17 protein-coding genes are annotated in these 18,739 nt (G+C 71.6%); 5 read left to right on the forward strand and 12 right to left on the reverse strand.

From position 1 onward, the window contains the following. Window positions 1–150 precede the first annotated feature (150 nt). Entirely contained in the window at window positions 151–831 is a 681-nt protein-coding gene (locus AB0C84_RS30005) for an SDR family oxidoreductase (protein ID WP_258945473.1), read from the forward strand. A 5-nt stretch (window positions 832–836) separates the two neighbouring features. Here the strand turns inward: AB0C84_RS30005 and AB0C84_RS30010 are convergent, their stop codons facing one another. Beyond that, window positions 837–1,148 (reverse strand): metalloregulator ArsR/SmtB family transcription factor, encoded by a 312-nt coding sequence (locus AB0C84_RS30010; RefSeq protein ID WP_179834659.1) that lies wholly within the window; start codon window positions 1,146–1,148, stop codon window positions 837–839. A 251-nt stretch (window positions 1,149–1,399) separates the two neighbouring features. On the opposite strand from AB0C84_RS30010, the gene AB0C84_RS30015 reads away from it, so the two are divergent. Further along, window positions 1,400–3,025: an AMP-binding protein gene (locus AB0C84_RS30015; RefSeq protein ID WP_361073063.1), complete on the forward strand. Its 1,626-nt coding sequence runs from the start codon at window positions 1,400–1,402 to the stop codon at window positions 3,023–3,025. Window positions 3,026–3,125: 100 nt separating this feature from the next. Continuing rightward, window positions 3,126–3,452: a hypothetical protein gene (locus tag AB0C84_RS30020; protein WP_361073066.1), complete on the forward strand. Its 327-nt coding sequence runs from the start codon at window positions 3,126–3,128 to the stop codon at window positions 3,450–3,452. Between the two features lie 66 nt (window positions 3,453–3,518). Here AB0C84_RS30020 and AB0C84_RS30025 read toward each other — a convergent pair whose 3' ends face one another. Genes AB0C84_RS30025 through AB0C84_RS30060 form a run of 8 tightly spaced genes read right to left on the reverse strand, consistent with a single transcriptional unit; the run spans window position 3,519 to window position 12,558 of the window. Continuing rightward, window positions 3,519–4,265, reverse strand: a complete 747-nt coding sequence (locus tag AB0C84_RS30025; protein ID WP_179848675.1) for an ATP-binding cassette domain-containing protein — start codon at window positions 4,263–4,265, stop codon at window positions 3,519–3,521. After that, complete coding sequence (locus AB0C84_RS30030) at window positions 4,262–5,296, reverse strand: ABC transporter permease (protein WP_218905836.1); 1,035 nt, start codon at window positions 5,294–5,296, stop codon at window positions 4,262–4,264. The genes AB0C84_RS30025 and AB0C84_RS30030 overlap by 4 nt, the downstream gene beginning before the upstream one ends. A 15-nt stretch (window positions 5,297–5,311) precedes the next feature. After that, on the reverse strand, window positions 5,312–6,445 hold the full coding sequence (locus AB0C84_RS30035) for a sugar ABC transporter substrate-binding protein (RefSeq protein WP_361073069.1): 1,134 nt from the start codon (window positions 6,443–6,445) through the stop codon (window positions 5,312–5,314). A 1-nt stretch (window position 6,446) separates the two neighbouring features. Next, window positions 6,447–7,607, reverse strand: coding sequence for an aldose epimerase family protein (locus AB0C84_RS30040; protein ID WP_361073072.1), 1,161 nt, complete (start codon window positions 7,605–7,607; stop codon window positions 6,447–6,449). A gap of 44 nt (window positions 7,608–7,651) precedes the next feature. Continuing rightward, complete coding sequence (gene araA / locus AB0C84_RS30045) at window positions 7,652–9,145, reverse strand: L-arabinose isomerase (protein ID WP_361073075.1); 1,494 nt, start codon at window positions 9,143–9,145, stop codon at window positions 7,652–7,654. A gap of 23 nt (window positions 9,146–9,168) precedes the next feature. Further along, a complete protein-coding gene (locus tag AB0C84_RS30050; protein ID WP_361073077.1) occupies window positions 9,169–9,843 on the reverse strand; it encodes an L-ribulose-5-phosphate 4-epimerase in 675 nt (224 codons plus the stop codon). Next, window positions 9,843–11,528, reverse strand: coding sequence for a ribulokinase (locus tag AB0C84_RS30055; protein ID WP_361073080.1), 1,686 nt, complete (start codon window positions 11,526–11,528; stop codon window positions 9,843–9,845). The genes AB0C84_RS30050 and AB0C84_RS30055 overlap by 1 nt, the downstream gene beginning before the upstream one ends. A 7-nt stretch (window positions 11,529–11,535) precedes the next feature. After that, entirely contained in the window at window positions 11,536–12,558 is a 1,023-nt protein-coding gene (locus AB0C84_RS30060; protein ID WP_338743070.1) for a LacI family DNA-binding transcriptional regulator, read from the reverse strand. Between the two features lie 280 nt (window positions 12,559–12,838). Between AB0C84_RS30060 and fdhA the strand changes: the two genes are divergently transcribed. After that, on the forward strand, window positions 12,839–14,053 hold the full coding sequence (fdhA, locus tag AB0C84_RS30065) for a formaldehyde dehydrogenase, glutathione-independent (protein ID WP_312879730.1): 1,215 nt from the start codon (window positions 12,839–12,841) through the stop codon (window positions 14,051–14,053). Window positions 14,054–14,186: 133 nt separating this feature from the next. Here fdhA and AB0C84_RS30070 read toward each other — a convergent pair whose 3' ends face one another. Together AB0C84_RS30070 and AB0C84_RS30075 are read right to left on the reverse strand one after the other, a co-directional pair. After that, entirely contained in the window at window positions 14,187–14,996 is an 810-nt protein-coding gene (locus tag AB0C84_RS30070; protein WP_361073085.1) for a tRNA(His) guanylyltransferase Thg1 family protein, read from the reverse strand. 640 nt (window positions 14,997–15,636) lie between these two features. Continuing rightward, window positions 15,637–16,254, reverse strand: a complete 618-nt coding sequence (locus AB0C84_RS30075; RefSeq protein WP_361073088.1) for a TetR/AcrR family transcriptional regulator — start codon at window positions 16,252–16,254, stop codon at window positions 15,637–15,639. A 623-nt stretch (window positions 16,255–16,877) separates the two neighbouring features. Between AB0C84_RS30075 and AB0C84_RS30080 the strand changes: the two genes are divergently transcribed. Then, entirely contained in the window at window positions 16,878–17,381 is a 504-nt protein-coding gene (locus tag AB0C84_RS30080; RefSeq protein WP_361073090.1) for a hypothetical protein, read from the forward strand. Window positions 17,382–17,507: 126 nt separating this feature from the next. Here AB0C84_RS30080 and AB0C84_RS30085 read toward each other — a convergent pair whose 3' ends face one another. After that, window positions 17,508–18,737, reverse strand: a complete 1,230-nt coding sequence (locus AB0C84_RS30085; protein ID WP_258945459.1) for an acyl-CoA dehydrogenase family protein — start codon at window positions 18,735–18,737, stop codon at window positions 17,508–17,510. Window positions 18,738–18,739: the final 2 nt, after the last annotated feature.

Raw genomic sequence — 18,739 nt, forward strand, 5'->3', positions numbered from 1 at the left:
CCGGCCAGATCGTCATCGTCGGCACCGAGGGCTTCGACCCCGACAACACCGACACCGCCGAAAACGCCAAGTTCACCTTCAAGGGCGTGCCGAAGTCCACGTCGGTGCCCGACGCGCCGTCCCAGGGCGCGGTCGCGGGTTAGCCCTCGCGTGCGGGATCGGGAGGCAGGGCCGCGGCGGGCGCTCGTGATCGGCGGGCTGGGCGCGATCGGCGGCGCCGTGGTCCGGCGGTTGGGGGGCGCCGGCTGGGAGTGCCTTGTGGCGTCCCGGTCGCCGCGCGCCGACATCGGCCTCGACATCGGGGACGAGGCTTCGGTCGTCGCGGCGGCGGCGGCGTGCCCGCCGTTGGACGCGCTCGTCATCGCCACCAACCTGGAGCCGAGCGCTTCGCTGACCGAGCTGACCGGCCGGCACGCGGCGGCGATGTTCGCCACGCACGTGACCGGTCCGCTCCTGTTCATCCGGAGTGCGCGCCACCTGCTGGCGAAGGGGTCGAGCATCGTCTTCCTGTCGTCCCCGGCGGCCTATCGCGGAAGCTATGACCCGTGTTATGCCGCGGCGAAGGGGGCCACGATCGCTCTCGCGCGGACGCTGGCGAAGGAGCTCGCGCCGGACGTGCGCGTCAACGCGCTGTCCCCCAGCATCGTCGAAGACTCACCTGTGGCCCGGCGCATGACGCCCGACTTTCGCGCCCGCCATCGTGAGGCCTCCCTGCTGGAGCGAACCCTTTCGATGGACGAGTGCGCGGACGCCGTCTCCTTTCTCGTCTCCCACCCGCACGTGACGGGCGCGACCCTGCACCTGAACGGCGGCGAGTTCCTGGGGGCGTAGCGAGCTCACTTGTCCTCGAACTCGGCGCCCAGGGCGTCCAGATGCTGGGTCCAGAACCTGCGGAAGCGCTCCAGCCACGTGTCGATCTCCCGCAGGGTCGCGGAGTCCACGGCGTAGAGGCGGTGCGCGCCCCTCGCCCGGACCGTCGCGAGCCCGCTCTCCCGCAGCACGCGAAGGTGCTGGGAAACGCCGGGCTGCGAGATCCCGAACTCCGCCTGGATGACCGCGGCGATCGCGCCCGAGGTCTGCTCGCCGTCGGCGAGCAGCTCCAGGATCCGGCGCCTCACCGGGTCCCCCAGGACATCGAACACGTGCATCACGCCATTATTTCGGTGCGACTTATATAAGTCAATGGCTAAACAACGCGCCGGACCCCGCCTGCCCGCCGGGGCCGGTTGCGGCCAGGGGGCCAGGACGCGGGCGCCGCGACGGGCGCCGGTCACTACCACGACACGGCCGACCCAGCTATATTTTTTTATAGCGGACTCTCTGACCGCGCTCATTCCAGCGCGATGCCTCCGGCCCCCCGGCCGGAGCCCTCGCCCGCCTTGGACGGAGAGGTGGCCCGATGGAGCCCAGCGCCTCCGCGCACGTCGACACGTTCTGCCGCGACAACCTGCCTCCCCACGACGAATGGCCCGATCTCGACCTCACGCCGGCGGAGGTCGCCTACCCCGAGCGGCTCAACTGCGCGCACGTCCTGCTGGACGAGACGGCGAGGGCCGTGGGCGCCGGCCGGCCCTGCCTGCGCACCCCCGGCGGTCTCCTGTGGACCTACGGCGACGTGCTGCGGCGGGCGAACCAGGTGGCCCGGGTGCTGGTGGACGACCTCGGACTGGTGCCGGGCAACCGCGTGCTGCTGCGCGGGCCGAACCACCCCTGGCTGGCCGCGGCCTGGCTCGGCGTGCTCAAGGCGGGCGGCGTGGTGATCACGACCATGCCGATGCTGCGCGCCCGGGAGCTGACCGCCATCGCCGAGTCGGCCCGGCCGAACCTGGCACTGTGCGACCACCGTTTCCTGGACGACCTCGCCGCGGCGGAGACGCCCGGCATGCGCACCGTGCCCTACGGCTCGGACGACGCCGGCGACCTGGTGTCCCGGGCGGCGGGCAAGGACGGGACCTTCGAGGACGTCGACACCGCCGCCGACGACGTCGCGCTGCTGGCGTTCACCTCGGGCACCACCGGACGCCCCAAGGCCACCATGCACTTCCACCGCGACGTGCTGGCGATCGCCGACACCTTCTCCCGGCATCTCCTCAAGCCCGTTCCCGACGACGTCTTCGCCGCGTCGCCGCCGCTGGGGTTCACCTACGGGCTGGGCGGGCTGCTGGTGTTCCCGCTCCGCGCCGGCGCCTCCGCCCTGCTGATCGAGAAGGCGACCCCGGCCGAGCTCGCCGAGATCGCGGCGGAGCACGGCGTGACGGTGCTGTCCACCGCGCCGACGACCTACCGGGCGATCCTGGCCGCCGGGCTGGCCCGGCGGCTGGCCGCGGTGCGGTGCTGCGTCTCGGCGGGCGAGCACCTTCCGGCCTCGGTGTGGAGGGCGTTCCACGAGGAGACGGGCGTGCGGATCATCGACGGGATCGGCTCGACCGAGATGCTGCACATCTTCGTCGCGGCCGCCGACGACGCCATCAGGCCGGGCGCGACGGGCGTCCCGGTCCCCGGCTACCAGGCGGCCGTGGTGGACGCCGCCGGCCGGCCGGTCCCGGACGGGACCCCCGGGCAGCTCGCGGTCCGCGGCCCGACCGGGTGCCGCTACCTCGCCGACGCCCGGCAGAAGACCTACGTCCAGGACGGCTGGAACATCACCGGCGACACCTACATCCGCGACGCCGACGGCTACTTCTGGTACCAGGCCCGCAGCGACGACATGATCATCTCGTCCGGCTACAACATCGCCGGACCCGAGGTCGAGCAGGCGCTGATCGAGCACCCGGACGTGCTCGAATGCGGGGTGGTCGGCGCCCCCGACCCCGACCGGGGCGCCGTGGTGACGGCGTTCGTGGTGCTGCGCGAAGGGGTCGAGGGGGACGCGGCGAAGGCCGCCGAGCTGCAGGACTTCACCAAGCGGACGATCGCCCCGTACAAGTACCCGAGGTCGGTCCGGTTCGTCGACCGGCTCCCCCGCACCAACACCGGCAAGCTGCAGCGCTTCCCCCTGCGCGAGCAGGTCGGAGGCGCCCGGTAGAGGCCGCGGCGGCGCCGGCGCCCGCATCCGGCCACCCGGGATCGGCGGCGTCCGCGCGGGACGGGAATACCGTGGGTGTCACCCGGCGGAAGGCAGGCTCATGCTTCTGGGCGCCCTCAGCGGAATCGCCGCCGCGATCTGCATCGTGCTCGTCCCCCACCGCGAGGGCATGGTCGCGGTCTGCCCGCCCGAGTGGGCGGTCGCCGTCTCACCGGGGCTGCTGATCGGCCTGCTGCTGTCGGCCGCCGTGATGCCCCGCCTGACCTTCGCGGCCTGCCTCCCGGCGATGTTCGGCGCGGTCGCCGGCGCGGCCGGAGCGCTGTTCAGCGAGCACCCCGTCTACGGCCTGGTCTGGACGCTGTGGGCCGTGCTCTTCTTCTTCGGCCAGCGGAGAGCCTGGTTCAAGGCCCAGGCGGAGTCCGCCTGACCATGCCTCCGCCCGAAGGCGGGCACGCCTTCGGGCCGGGCCCGGCGGGCCCGGCCCGAAGGGCGCCTACAGCCCCCGGCCGCGGCGGTAGTCGGCGACGACCAGGTCGGTCAGCTCCTGCAGGGAGGTCTCCGACGTCGGCCTGTCGAAGGAGATCCGCCCGTGCTGCAGCAGGTTGACCCGGTCGCAGACGTCCAGTACCTGGGCGTAGTTGTGCGCGATGATGATGATCGACACCTCGCCGCGCTCCTTGAGGTCGCGGACGAGGTCGAGGATCATCGTGCCCTCCTTGGCGCCCATCGCGGCCAGCGGCTCGTCGAGCAGCAGGATGCGCGCGTCGGAGTAGACCGAGCGGGCGACCGCGATGGCCTGCCGCTGGCCGCCGGACAGCTTGGCGACCTCGACGTCCACCGACGGGATCCGGACCCCCATGTCGGCCAGCTGCCGCGCGGCCCGCCGGCGCATCGCGCGGTTGCTGAGCAGCGGCCAGCGCACCAGCTCCCGGTTGAGGAACATGTTGTGGTAGACGCTGAGCTCGTTGACGAGGGCGAGGTCCTGGTAGACGGTGTCGACGCCGAGCGAGCGGGCGTGGTCCACCGAGCGCGGGCTCACCTCCGTGCCGTCGATGAGGATGCGCCCGGAGTCCGGCCGCTGGAAGCCACTGATGATCTTGATGAGCGTGGACTTCCCGGCGCCGTTGTCGCCGATGAGGCCGAGCACCTCGCCCTTGCCGAGGCGCAGCGTGACGTCGGCGAGGGCCTCCACCCCGCCGAAGCGCTTGCTGATGCCCTCCACCCTCAGCGCGTCGCTCATGAGCGCCCCGCCCTTCGCAGCCGGGCCAGGTGGACGTTCAGCACCATCGAGATGATGATCGCCGACCCGAGGATGATGTTGAACGGGTTCGCACTGATCCCGATGAGGTTGAAGCCGTTCTGCATCTCGGCCAGCACCAGCGCTCCGAGCAGCGCGCCGACGACGGTCCCCGAGCCCCCGGCCAGGGCGGTGCCGCCGATGACCGCGGCCGACACCGCGATGAACATCGCGTTCGACCCGCCCGAGCTCGGGTCGATGGAGCCGACCCGGAAGGCCTCCAGGATGCCGGCGAAGGCGCCGAGCGCGCCGGTGAGCATGAAGTTGCCGATCTTGATCCGGCCGGTGCGGATGCCCGCCTCGGCGGCGCCGAGCGGGTTGCCGCCGGTCGCGACCGTGTGCAGCCCCCACCGGGTGCGGGTGAGCACCAGGTGGAAGAACACCACGATCACCAGGCACCAGGTCAGCTCCGCCCAGGGGGCGCGCCCGAACCAGCCCGCCAGGCCGTCCGCCGCCTCGGGGATCTGCGCCGGGTAGGCGTGGGAGGTGGTGAGCATGATGCCCTGGACCAGGAACATCGAGCCCAGGGTGGCGACGAACGACGGCACCCGCAGCACGACCGTCACCAGTCCGTTGCCGAGTCCGATGAGCGCGCCGGCCAGGACCGCCAGCACGATCGCGATGATCGGGTAGACGCCGGAGAAGTCGACCATGTAGTGCATGAGGAAGGGGGCCAGCGCGAAGACCATTCCGACCGACAGGTCGATCTCGCCGCTGACGAGCAGGAACACCTCGCCGACGGCGATGATGGCGTACGGCGCGGTGCCCTGGGACACGTTGACCAGGTTGTCGTGGGTCAGGAAGACCGACTTGGCGGTCTGGAAGTAGATCAGCAGTCCGAGCGCCACCAGGAGGATGGTCGCCTCACGGCGGCGCAGGAACGCGTCGGTGGCGAGGCCGGGCAGCCCCCGGGCGGGCCGCCGCGGTGGCGTGCCCGGGGTCGCCGCCTGGTCTCGCAGGGTGCTCTCGCTCACTCCGTGCCCCTCCCGTCAGACGTGAGCGATGGCGCCGGACCGCGGCACCAGTTGCTGGGCCGGGCTGGAGCCCTCGTACCGGGTCTTGGTGGTGAGGTACGGGCCGACGGTCTGCTTGCTGACGAAGGTCAGCCCGGTGTTGGTCACCGGAGGGAAGACCAGGCCTCCCGACAGCTTGTAGAACCACAGGGCGAGCACGGGCAGGAACCCCTGCAGGTACGGCTGCTGGTCGATGGTGAAGTCCAGGTCGCCGGCCTTGACGGCGTTCAGGGTGCCCGGGGTGAGGTCGAACCCGCCCGCGACCACGCCCTTGCCCTTGAGGCCGTACTTCTGCATGACCTTGCCGATGCTCTCGGTCGAGCCCGCGTCCACCGCGAACATGCCCTTGACGTTCTGGTGGCCCTGGGCGTAGGCGTCGACGGTCGACAGCTCCTTGGGCAGCTCGGCGCCGCTGGCGACCGAGGTGAACTTGATCGGCTTGCCGGAGGCCTTGATGGCGTCCGCCGCGCCGTCGATGCGCGGCTGGATGTTCAGCGAGCCCGGGGTGGCGATGAAGCCGACCGCGTCTCCCCCGGTCATCAGCCCCGCGATCTTGGTGCCGAGCTGGTAGCCGGAGGTGTAGAGGTCCTGGCCGATGTAGGCGAGCCGGTTGGTGCCGGGGTCGTCCTTGGCGCCGTCGGCGTTGTAGGAGACCACCGGAATGCCGGCGTCCAGCGCCTTGTCCACCGGCGCCTTGAAGGCGGACTTGTCCACTACGGAGACCGCGAGCCCGTCGGCCTTGCCGGAGATGGCGGCGTTGGCGGCGCTGACCATCTCGGGCACCGAGGAGGTCTGCGACCCCGTCCACTGGAACGAGACGCCCAGCAGGGCGCAGGCGTCCTGGGCGCCGTACTGCGTCGGCGTGAAGAAGGGGTTCGTGGTGACGTGGTTGACGAACACGAACTTCCAGTTCGGCGTCTTCGGGAAGTGCCCGGGCCCGCCCTTGGCCGAGGACGAGCTCTTGTTGTCCGAGGAGCAGGCGGCCAGCAGCGCCGAGGCGGCCGCCGTCGCGCTGACCAGGCCGGCGCCGCTGAGCAGCCGGCGCCGTGTGGGCTCGCTCAGGCCGAGGGTGTCGACGGCCTCTTCGACCACTGGATCGATGCGCTCCATGTCAGGCTCCGAACTGGTAGACGGTCGTGGAGTGGTAGGTCTGGCCCGGGTCCAGCTCCGTCGAGGGGAAGTTCGCGTTGTTCGGCGAGTCGGGGAAGTGCTGGGTCTCCAGGGCGAACCCGTCGCCCTGCCGGTAGACGCGGCCGCCGGTGCCGACCAGCGTGCCGTCGAGGAAGTTGCCCGAATAGAACTGGAGCCCGGGCTGGTCGGTGGAGATGGCCAGGGTGCGGCCGCTCGCGGGGTCCTGGACGCGCGCGGCGACCTTCCACCCGGAGCCGTCCAGGACGAAGTTGTGGTCGTAGCCCTGGCCGTAGAGGAGCTGGTCGAAGCCGGTGCGGATGCGGGCGCCGATCGCGGTGGGCCTGGTGAAGTCCAGCGGGGTCCCGCGCAGCGGGGCGATCTTGCCGGTCGGGATCAGCTCGGACGAGCCGACGGGGGTGTACCGGGAGCCGTTGATCTGGAGCCGGTGGTCGTAGACCGTGCCGGTGCCCTCGCCCGCCAGGTTGAAGTAGGAGTGGTTGGTGAGGTTGACGACGGTCGGCTTGTCGGTGGTGGCGCGGTAGTCGAACCGGATGGCGTTGTGCCGCGTGACGGAGACGGTCACGTCGGTCTTGAGCGTCCCGGGGAATCCCTGGTCGCCGTCCGGGCTGGTGTGGGACAGCCTGAGCGCGACGTCGCCGCCGGACGTGACCGGGGTCGCCGACCAGACGCGCTGGTCGAAGCCGGTCGTGCCGCCGTGCAGCGTGTTCCCGTTGTTGTTGGTGGTCAGCTGGTACGCGTGCCCGTCGAGCGTGAACCGGCCCTTGGCGATGCGGTTGCCGTACCGGCCGATGAGCGCACCGAAGTACGTGCTGTTCTTGGTGAGGTAGTCGGAGAGGGTCGGGAAGCCCAGCGTGACGTTGGCGAGCCTGCCGTGCCGGTCGGGCGTCTCGATGGTCTGGACGATGCCGCCGTAGGTGATCACCCGGATGCGCATCGAGCCGTTGGTCAGGGTGTAGCGCCAGACCTTGGTCCCGTCGGGCATCGTGCCGAACAGGTCCTTGCCGATCCCGGGCTTCAGGGGGCGTCCGGACGCCGTGGAGGAGGGGGCGAATCCGCCGATCGCGGCGCCGGCGAGCGCGGCCAGCGCGACCAGCCTGACCGCGAAGCGTGATCTGGTCATGGGACGGGTTCCTCACAGATCTCGGGGGTGGGGGGTCCTGGCGGCTAGAAGCCTTGCGCCAGGCGGTGGTACGCCTGGTTCCAGCGCATCTCGCGGCGGAACCGGGCGACATCGGTGTCGCCGTCGATGACGAGCAGTTCCACGCCCGTCATCTCGGCGAGGTCGGCCAGGATCTCGGTGGTGACCGCCTGGGACAGCACCGTGTGGTGCGGTCCCCCGGCCGACAGCCAGGCCTCGGTGGAGGTACGGAAGTCCGGGCGGGGCGCCCACACGGCCCGGGCCACGGGCAGCCGGGGCAGCGGTTCCGGGGGCCCCACCAGGTCGATCTCGTTGGCGACCAGCCGGAACCGGTCGCCGAGATCCGCCAGCCCGACGACGAGCCCCGGTCCCGGCGCCGCGTCGAACACGAGCCGGACCGGGTCCCGCCGTCCCCCGATGGACAGCGGATGCACCTCGCAGCTCGGCACGCCGCCGGCGATGGAGGGGCAGACCTCCAGCATGTGTGCGCCCAGGATGAGCTCCCGGCCCGGGACGAGGTGGTAGGTGTAGTCCTCCATGAAGGAGGTGCCGCCGGGCAGTCCCGCGGCGGCGCTCTTGAGGGCCCGAAGCAGCAGGGCCGTCTTCCAGTCGCCCTCGGCGCCGAAGCCGTGGCCGTCGGCCATCAGGCGCTGCACGGCGATGCCCGGCAGCTGGGTGAGCCCGCCGAGGTCCTCGAAATTGGTGGTGAACGCCTGGAACGACCCGGCGGCGAGGAAGTCGCGCAGCCCGAGCTCGATCCGCGCGGCGTCGCGCAGCGCCGGGTGGCGTTCGCCGCCGGACCGCAGCTCCGGTGCGACGGTGTACGCCTGCTCGTACTCCTCGGCGAGCTCCCCGACCCGGTGGGCCGGCACCGCGTCGACGGCGTCGACGAGGTCGTTCACGCCGAAGGCGCTGACCGAGGCGCCGAACCGGATCTGCGCCTCGACCTTGTCGCCCTCGGTGACGGCGACGTCCCGCATGTTGTCGCCGAAGCGGGCGAGCCGCAGCGTCCGCAGGTCGGCGTATCCGCGGGCGGCCCTGACCCAGGAGCCGATCCGCGCCCGGACCGCGGGGTCGGCCGTGTGCCCGGCCACCGTGGTGCGCGCCATGCCGAGCCGGGTCTGGACGTGTGCGTGCTCCCGGTCGCCGTGCGCGGCCTGGTTGAGGTTCATGAAGTCCATGTCGATGCTCGACCACGGCAGTTCCACGTTCGCCTGGGTGTGCAGGTGCAGCAGCGGTCGCAGCAGCGCGTTCAGCCCGGCGATCCACATCTTGGCGGGCGAGAACGTGTGCATCCAGGTGATGACCCCGATGCAGTCGTCGTCCGCGCTCGCCTGGAGCATCGTCCGCCGGATGGCGTCCGCGTCGGTGAGCACCGGGCGCCACCGCACCGCCGCCGGGATGTCCGGATCCTCGTCCAGGGCCTGGGCGATCCGCCGTGACTGCCCGGCGACCTGGTGGAGCGTGTCCTCGCCGTACAGGGACTGGCTTCCGGTGAGGAACCAGATGGTCGGTGCCATCGCGGGGCTGCTCCCTTCGCGGGTCACGGACGCTGTCCGTAGACGTTCTGGTAGCGGTCGTACAGGCGGTCGATGTCCTCGGGCCGGAGCGGGACGGGATCGCCGAGCTGGCGGGCGAGGTGCACCGTCCGCGCCGCGTCCTCGCACATCACCGCGGCCTTGACCGCGGCCCGCGCGTCCGCGCCGATGGTGAAGACGCCGTGGTTGCGCATGATCACCGCTGGGGAGCGGTGGCCACGCAGGGTGCCGACGACGCCGCGCCCGATCGAGTCGTCGCCGATGGGCGCGAACGGGCCGAGGGGGATCTCCGCGCCGAACTCGTCGGCCATGGCCGTCAGGACGCAGGGCACCGGCTCCCCGCGCGCGGCCCAGGCGCAGGCGTACGCGGAGTGGGTGTGGACCACCCCGCCGACCTCGGGCATGTGCCGGTAGACGTAGGCGTGCGCGGCGGTGTCGCTCGAAGGCCGCAGGTCGCCTTCGACGACCGTCCCTTCGAGGTCGCAGACCACCATCGCCTCCGGGGACAGGTCGTCGTAGGAGACGCCGCTGGGTTTGATGACCATCAGGTCGCGGCCGGGCACCCGGGCGGAGACGTTCCCGGCCGTCCACACCACCAGCCCGTACCTGACGAGCTCGGCGTGCAGGTCGCTCACGGTCCGCCGCAGCGCGTGGATCCCGTCGTCTCGCGTGCCGGGCATCACCGGTCTCCTTCCGAGCCGAGCGCGTCGTTGCGCAGCCGCCGCAGCCGGTGCAGGACGTCGCTGCTCGCCCCGCCCCTGGCCGCGAAATGGTCGTGCAGTTCGCGGTACTCCGCGTACAGGAGGTCGTAGGCCCGGGCCCTCGCGGGATCCGGCGCGTAGGCCGCGGTGACCACCCGGCCCATCGCCGCCGCGGCCTCCGGGACGTCCCGGTAGGCGCCCGCCGCGACCGCGGCGTGGATGGCGGCGCCGAGCGCCGGCGCCTGGTCGGAGGCGGCGATGGAGACCGGCCGGCGCAGGACGTCGGCGTAGATCTGCATCAGCGCCGCGTTGCGTTTCAGCCCGCCGGCGACGACGAACTCCTCGACCGGGATCCCGGCCGCCTCGAAGGCCTCGACGATGACCCGCGTCCCGTAGGCCGTCCCCTCCATGAGGGCGCGGTAGACCTCCTCCGGGCGGGTGGCCAGGGTCATGCCCGCGACGACGCCCGACAGGTGGTGGTCGACCAGGACCGAGCGGTTGCCGCCCATCCAGTCCAGCGCCACCAGCCCGTGCGAGCCGACGGGCGCGGCCGCGGATCCGGCCGCCAGCTCGTCGTGGTCCCGGCCGGTCATGCGGGTCCACCAGGCGAAGACGTCGCCGACCGCGCTCTGCCCGGCCTCGTAGCCGTAGGCTCCGGCGGTGATGCCGCCGTCCACGACGCCGCAGATCCCCGGGACCTCGGCGAGGACGCCGCTGTTGACCACGTGGCAGGTCGACGTCCCCATGATCGCCAGCAGCCTGCCGTTCTCGACCGCGCGGGCCGCCGGGGCGGTGACATGGGCGTCGACGTTGCCGGCGGCCACCGCGACGCCCTCCGGCAGGCCGGTCCGGCGGGCCGCCTCGGCGGTCAGCGTCCCCACCCGCGACCCCAGCGGGGAGAGCGGGTGGGCCAGCCGCGTGGCCGCGAAGTCGGCGAAGCCCGGATGCAGCGCGCCCAGATAGTCGGTGGAGGGGTAGCCGCCGTCCTGGTGGAGCCCCTTGTAGCCGGCCGTGCAGGCGTTGCGCGTCTCGCGGCCGGTCAGCTGCCAGACGATCCAGTCCGCCGCCTCGATCCAGCGTTCCGTGCGCCGGTAGGTGTCCGGGTCCTCCTCCAGTACCTGCAGCGCCTTGGCGAACTGCCACTCCGAGGAGATCCGGCCGCCGTACCGCTTGATCCACTTCTCCTCGCGCTCGTGCGCCAGCGCCGTGATGCGGTCGGCCTGCGGCTGCGCCGCGTGGTGCTTCCACAGCTTCGGCCAGGCGTGCGGCCGTCCGGCCAGCTCCGGGAGCTCGCACAGCGGGGTGCCGTCCGACCGGACGGGAAGCACGGTGCAGGACGTGAAGTCGGTGCCGATCCCGACGATCTGGGCCGGGTCCACTCCGGCCTCGGCGACGGCCGCGGGGACCGCGGTGCGCAGCACGGCCCGCCAGTCCGCGGGGTTCTGCAGCGCCCAGTCGGGCGGGAGCGGCTCCCCCGTGCCCGGCAGCACCCGCTCGATCACCGCGTCGCCGTAGTCGTGGACGGCGCCGCCCAGCTCGGCGCCGTCGGCGACCCGGACGACGACCGCCCGGCCGGACAGCGTGCCGAAGTCGACGCCGACGACGCAGGCGGCCTCGTTGATGTTAGCGCTCACAATTCCCTCATCGCTGGAGTACGCGGGCATCGGTCGGTCAGGTGCGCGGGGCCGGCCGGGCGCTGGACCTGACCACGAGCTCCGGCGGGATCAGTACATTCCCCGGCGGCCCCGAGGGTTCGCCCAGGCGCTGCACCAGCAGCTCCAGCGAACGGCGGCCGAGCTCGCCGAAGTCCTGGCGCACCGTGGACAGCGGCGGGATGAAGTAGGCGGCCTCCGGGATGTCGTCGAAGCCCACCAGGCTGACGTCCTCGGGGACCCGGCGGCCGGCCTCGTGCAGCGCGCGGAGCACGCCCAGGGCCATGTGGTCGTTGGCGCAGAACACCGCCGTGACCGCGGGGTCCCGCGCGAGCCGCCGCCCGGCCTCGTAGCCCGACCGGGCGCTCCAGTCACCGGTCAGCGGCTCCGGCACCGCCGCACCGGCCTCGGTCAGGGTCGCCCGCCAGCCGTCGGCCCGGCCGACCGCGTCGAGCCAGGTCACGGGCCCCGCGACGTGGTGGACCGTGCGGTGCCCGAGGTCGAGCAGGTGGCGGGTGGCCGCCACCGCGCCCTCGCGCTGGTCGATCGCCGCCATCGGAACCCCCGCGGTCAGGCCGCACCCGGCCCCCACCAGCGGCACGAGCCGGCCGGCCTGCGCCAGCACGTCGTTCGTCGAGGTGTGCGGGGCGATCACCACGACGCCCTCGACGGCCTGCTCGGCCAACCGTCCGACCGCGTCCAGCAGCGCGCGCTGCGTGATCGCCCGCAGGCTGACGATGCTGACGAAGAAGTCGGCGTTCCGGGCCGCCTGCTCGATGCCGTGCAGCATCGAGGCCGGACCGTAGAGCGTGGATTCGAAGCTGACTACGCCGAGCGTCCTGGAGCGCCGGGTCACCAGGGTCCGGGCCGCCGAGTTCGGCCGGTAGCCGAGCTCGGCGATCGCCGCCTGCACCCGGGCCCGGGTCCGCGCCGAGACGTTCGGGTGGTCGTTGACCACCCGCGACACCGTCTGGTGCGACACCCCCGCCAGCTGGGCGACGTCGGCCATGATCGGCGGATTCGGGGTGCCGTGGTCCGCCATCGCCTCCTCCTCCGCGGTCGTGCCGGTGCCCGGCGGTGATCCGATGGGCCGATTGTGAGCGCGAACATTTCATCCGTCAAGACCCCATTCGCGACTCAGGTCCCCCCGCACCCGCCTCCGGGCGGCCGGACTCCCGGGCCCCTGGCCAGAAAATCGGACTATTGGCTATAAACCGGGTACATCCCTCGTGGACACCCGTGACGTCCGAGGACGGGGGCGACGAGCACGGTCCGCCGTTCCGGGCGCCTGCGAGCCGACTCTCTACACGGAGGGGGAGGACGTGGCGGACACCAACCGAGGGGTCGTGTACCAGGGGCCGGGCGAGGTCACGGTCGAGAACCTGGACTTCCCCAAGCTCGAACTCGCCGAACAGGGCGGGCGCAAGCTGGAGCACGGCGCCATCCTGAAGGTACTGGCCACCAACATCTGCGGTTCCGACCAGCACATGGTGCGCGGCCGGACGACCGCGCCCGCCGGGCTCACGCTCGGCCACGAGATCACCGGGGAGGTGATCGAGACCGGCAGGGACGTCGAGTTCATCAAGCGCGGCGACCTCGTCAGCGTCCCGTTCAACATCGCGTGCGGCCGCTGCCGCAACTGCAAGGAGCGCCACACCGGCGTGTGCGAGAACGTCAACCGGGAACGGCCGGGCGCCGCCTACGGGTACGTCGACATGGGCGGCTGGCACGGCGGCCAGGCCGAGTACGCGGTCGTCCCGTACGCCGACTTCAACCTGCTCAGGTTCCCGGCCGACCGCGACACCGTGATGGAGAAGCTGCCCGACCTGTCGATGCTGTCGGACATCTTCCCGACCGGGTACCACGGCGCCTACACCGCCGGCGTCACCACCGGCTCGACCGTGTACGTCGCGGGCGCGGGACCGGTCGGCCTCGCGTCCGCGACCGCCTGCCTGCTGCTCGGCGCCGCCGTCGTGATCGTCGGCGACATGAACGGGCAGCGGCTGGAGCAGGCCCGCGGCTTCGGCTGCGAGACGATCGACCTGTCGGAGCACGGCGACGTGGCCGCGCAGATCGAGCAGATCCTCGGCGTCCCCGAGGTGGACGCCTCCGTCGACTGCGTCGGGTTCGAGGCACGCGGCCAGGGGCACGAGGGTGCGAGGACCGAGCAGCCCGCGACCGTTCTCAACACGCTCATGGAGGTCACCCGCACCGCCGCCGGGCTCGGCATCCCCGGCCTGTACGTCACCGGCGACCCGGGCGCGTCGGACGAGAACGCGAAGGAGGGGCAGCTCGGGCTGCGGATCGGCCTCGGCTGGGCCAAGTCGCAGTACATCGTCACGGGCCAGTGCCCGGTGATGAAGTACAACCGGCAGCTGATGATGGCGATCCTGCACGATCGGGTGCACATCGCCCGGAACGTCAACGCATCGGTCATCCCGCTCGAACAGGCGCCGCAGGGCTACGCCGAGTTCGACCGGGGCGCGGCGCGCAAGTACGTCCTCGACCCGCACGGCACACTGGGCGCCGCGGCCTGAGCCCGGCCGGACCGCCGCCCGACGCGCCGCGGCGCGACCGAAGCGGCCCGGCAGGCCCGCCCGACACCCGCACCGATGAGCCCGCAGCGGGCGTGGCCATCGACCACGCGGCAGGGTGTGGGCGGGCCTGCCGTCAGATGTGGGGCTCCTCGGCCAGGGCGGGAAGGGCCGGGACCGTCTCGGCGAGCCAGTCGCCGGGGTTGGCGGTGAAGTGCGGGGCGGCGCCGGTCTCCCACCACGACCGGATCGCCGTGGTCGTCACCTGGTCCCCGGTCCGGCGGTCGGTGTAGGACACGGGCCGCTCCCCCGTCCGCCGCACCGCGACCCGCCCCCGCTTACAGCCGGCCGGGTAGTCGTTCCAGTTCACCCCGGCCTCGCTCCACAGCAGCTCCTGCATCTCGCCGGTGCCGATCTTGTGGAGCCGCTTGTGGGAGAAGTGCGCCTGCGCCGCCATCGAGATGCTGTTCCGGACGGCGTCGCGCTGCCGCCACAGGAAGTAGTTCGCGACGTCCACCTGGCCCGGGATCGTGAACACCCGCGCGTCGAACGTCGCCCGGGACACCGGCGACGCACCCCTCGCGGGCACGTAAGCGTCGTTGAACGCGACCGTCGCCGTCGACGCCGCGACCGAGGCCATCTTCTGGATCACCCCGCCGAACCATGGCTCCGTGCCCGTCCCGGTGAAGTCGCTCAGCAGCACCGAGCACTCGTCGGACTGGGTGAAAGCCAACACCGCGCCCGACATCTCCGCGCAGAGGGCCTCGGCGACGGTGTTCATCGCGGCCATGACGGCGTCGTCGAACGGCCGCTCGGCGTGCCGGAGGAACGAGTGGAACGACCGGCCGTCGACCCGCACGACCGTGTAGGTGCGGCGCGGCAGGATCATGCGGGTGGCCTGCTCGTACGCCTTCATCCGGTCACCGAGCGCGGTGGTGTCGCTCACCGGGCCACTCCAGCGGTGGGGCGGCGGGCCGCCGGGACCGCCTGCGGGCCCTGCGGATGGCCGACGGTCGGGGCGCCGGGCTCTTCGGCCATTCTTTGTCCTTTTGAGGGCGATGGGGGTCTACGGTTTATCGGCATTTGTGCCCGTCTAGGGTACTCTACTCAATTCCGCCGCACTGATCACCAGCACTCCCGGCCCGTCTCGCCAGTTCGCTGCGGGCCTGCTCGATCAGCGCGGTTCCGAAGTCGGGCAAGGTCGCGAGGTGAGCGGCAGCGGTCGCTTCGGTCACGACGCGGGCGGCGACGTTCGCCACGTCGGTCTCGGGGCTGGTCCAGCGGTTGACAGGCTGCGCCGGCGGTCTTTCCAAACGGTGGCCGCCTCCAGCTCAGCAATCGGAGACAGAAGCGGGGTATTGGAATGGTCTCTTTCATTTGGTCCTGATGCCTGGAATCGGCATGTGGAGGGCGGCCCCCGGTTACTCCTCCGGGCTCGGCGTCTCGTCCACAGGGCGGGTGGTCGTCATTTCGGGCTCTCGGTTTCCGTTCCGGGGAGACCGTCAGCGAGAGCGAGACCGCCGGAGCCCGCGGGGCGTTCGAGGCATGCGCGACCCGGCAGAGCGGACGCTTCCCGAGCGGTTGGATCAGGGGTAGTTCTTGGGCCCGTACATGCGTAGGACGAGCGCATGCAGGTTGGCGCGGAACTCTTCGAGTGTCTCGGGGGAGATGGCGGACTCGGCCGGGGCGGTCCTGGCCGGTGAGTGGCCGCTGTGCAGCATCCCACCGGTGATGAAGCCCGCGACCGACCAGATGATCGTCCAGGTGACGAAGTCGGTCTGAATGTCGTCCGGCGCCATGGGGCCGACCGCGTCGGTGACCATGGTGATGATCGGTCCGCGGTACCGGACGTCGAGTTCGGCGGTGGCCGACGCGTCGCCCATCCAGCGGTGCATCCACAGCATCGAGGTGTGAGGGTTGCTGACGTGGAAGTCCAGGTAGGCGTCCGCCAACGCGGTCAGCCCTGCCAGAGTGCGAGGAGTCGAGGCCAGCGCGGCCCGCACCATCTGCACCTCGGCCTCATGCACTCGCAGCATCACAGTCTTGTACAGCTCGGTCTTGCCGCCCGTAAGCGCCGTGAGCGTGGCGGTGTCCACCCCGGCGGCTTCGGCCACCAACCCGACCGGGGTCCCGTCGAAGCCAAGCTCGGCAAAGAGCCTGGTAGCGACGTCGACGATCCGCTCCACGGCGAGGTTCTCCTCCACACACCCAACGTAATCGATGAGGTCACGGCGCCTCTCCCTGGAGCCGGATTTTTCGCCGGCACTGCGGCGGAGCCACGCGCATCGATCTATGCGCTCGGCGGCTGAGGCCCTCCAGACGCCCCGGCGGGTCGGGGCCACACGCGTTCGCGCTCGTGCGGGCGCCTGGAGCGCGGCGGGCAGACCGTCCGCCTCGTGCACCGCGACTTGGACAAGGCGGTCATCCCGCGATCTGAGCGCATTTCCGAAGGCCTCTCCCGAACGCCGGGTGGGGCCTCCTCTGCGTCACGGCGTCGAACGCTCGGCAGCGCGACGACTCCGTGATCATTTGCTCGGCGAGGAACTCGGCGCGCTCCTCGAACACCTCGCCGTCGAGGGCCTTCGGGCCGCTTCGCCGACCGGGCGCGCCTTGCGTGATGCCGGAGATGCCCAGGGGCCCACGCTGCTCCAGCGGTCCGTCCTGGCGGCCGCGCTCGGCGAGCCGGTCCAGCGGTGGATTCGCGCTGGGATCTCACCGCCACTTGAGGCCAAATGCGGTGATTGCGGTTCTTAGGGTGTTCTCGCCCCACCTTTTGCGGAGATTCGTGCGACGCTCGACAGGGCCGCACCGACCGTCTGGGGGGCTGATGAAGGCGCTGCTGAACTCGCTGAACGAGCCCGAGAAGGCTCTTGTCCGGGAGACCGAGAGCGCCGAACTCTCTGACCTCGCCGAGGACGGGCTCGTCGATTTGCACACGCGGATCCGGCGCGCCCGCAACAAGTACAGCAAGCTGTACCGCCGCACCGCGAGCGCGCGGATCGAGGAGCAGGGCGGACGGGGCAAGGCCCGCCCGAAGAACACCCGCGCCGCCCAGAAGGCAGAGGTGTTCGAGGACGCCCTGGCCCGCGTGAGCTGGTATCTGGCCAGGGCCGCAAGGCGCAGCGCCTCAGAGATCAAGGCCGAGCGCATTGCCGCGGCCAACCCGTCCCGCCCAACCCCGCCTCAGGCCGGTGCCCCGCAACCCGAGTCGATGACGCCCCAAACGACGGCTCGCCGCAGACCCACAACGGCCGACCCGGCCCTGAACCGCCGCCACGCCGCCACGCGCGCCAAGGGCGCCCGCCGCCAAGCCCGCCGCGACGCCCGCTGAGGATGCGCGGCCTACCTTCCTGCTCAGGGAAATGCGCAAGCCTGGCACGGTGGCCGGGCTGCCGCCGAGTGGGCCGCGTCTCGGCGGCACACCCCCGGCGGCTCGGCTATCTGCGCAGGTCAGCTGTTATCTGACGGGCAGGCCCGTGACGGTGCGGCCGATCACCAGGCGCTGGATCTCCGAGGTGCCCTCGAAGATGGTGAAGATCTTGGAGTCGCGGTGCATGCGCTCGACGGGGTACTCGCGGGTGTAGCCGTTGCCGCCGAGGATCTGGATGGCCTCCTCGGTGACCTGGACCGACATCTCGCTGGCCATCAGCTTGGCCATCGAGCCCTCGGCGTTCTGGAAGTCCTTGCCGGTGCGGGCCATCCAGGCGGCACGCCACACCATGAGGCGGGCGGCGTCCAGGCGGCACTTCATGTCGGCCAGCTTGAAGGCGATGGCCTGGAAGTCGCCGATCTTCCTGCCGAACTGCTCGCGCTCCTGCGCGTACTGGAGGGCGTACTCGTAGGCGGCGCGGCCGACGCCGAGGGCCATCGCGCCGACGGACGGGCGGGTCGTCTCGAACGTCTTCATCGCGGCCTGGCCCTTGGAGCTCTTGCCCTCGCGGCTGCGCGCGATGCGCTCGTCGAACCTGTCCTTGCCGCCGACGACCAGGTGGGACGGGATCCGGACGTCCTCCAGGATCACCTCGGCGGTGTGGGAGGCGCGGATGCCGTGCTTCTTGAACTTCTGGCCCTGCCTCAGGCCCGGGGTGTTCGGCGGGACGATGAAGCTGGCCTGGCCCCGGCTGCCGAGGTCGGGGTGCACCGAGGCGACGATCACGTGGACGTCGGCGATGCCGCCGTTGGTCGCCCAGGTCTTGGTGCCGTTCAGCACCCACTCGTCCTTGGCCTCGTCGAACACGGCGCGGGTGCGGATGGAGCCGACGTCGCTGCCGGCGTCGGGCTCGGAGGCGCAGAACGCGCCGAGCTTGATGTCGTCGGCGCTGCCGAACATCTGCGGCACCCACTCGCTGACCTGCTCCGGCGTGCCCACGGCGGCGACGGACGCGGCGGCGAGGCCGGTCCCCACGATCGACAGGGCGATGCCCGCGTCGCCCCAGAACAGCTCCTCGAACGCCACCGGAATACCGAGGCCGGTGGCCTCCAGCCACTGGGTGGCGAAGAAGTCGAGGGAGTAGATGCCGATCTTGGACGCCTCCTGGATCAGCGGCCAGGGGGTCTCCTCGCGCTCGTCCCACTCCTGCGCCGCGGGGCGGATGACGTCCTTGGCGAACTCGTGCACCCAGTCCCTGACCTCGCGAACGTCCTCGCTGGGCTCCAGCGAGAACGGCGTCTGCTCCGCACTCGTCATGA

It is taken from the genome of Actinomadura sp. NPDC048955, assembly GCF_040649435.1.
GTDB lineage: Bacteria > Actinomycetota > Actinomycetes > Streptosporangiales > Streptosporangiaceae > Spirillospora > Spirillospora luteofluorescens.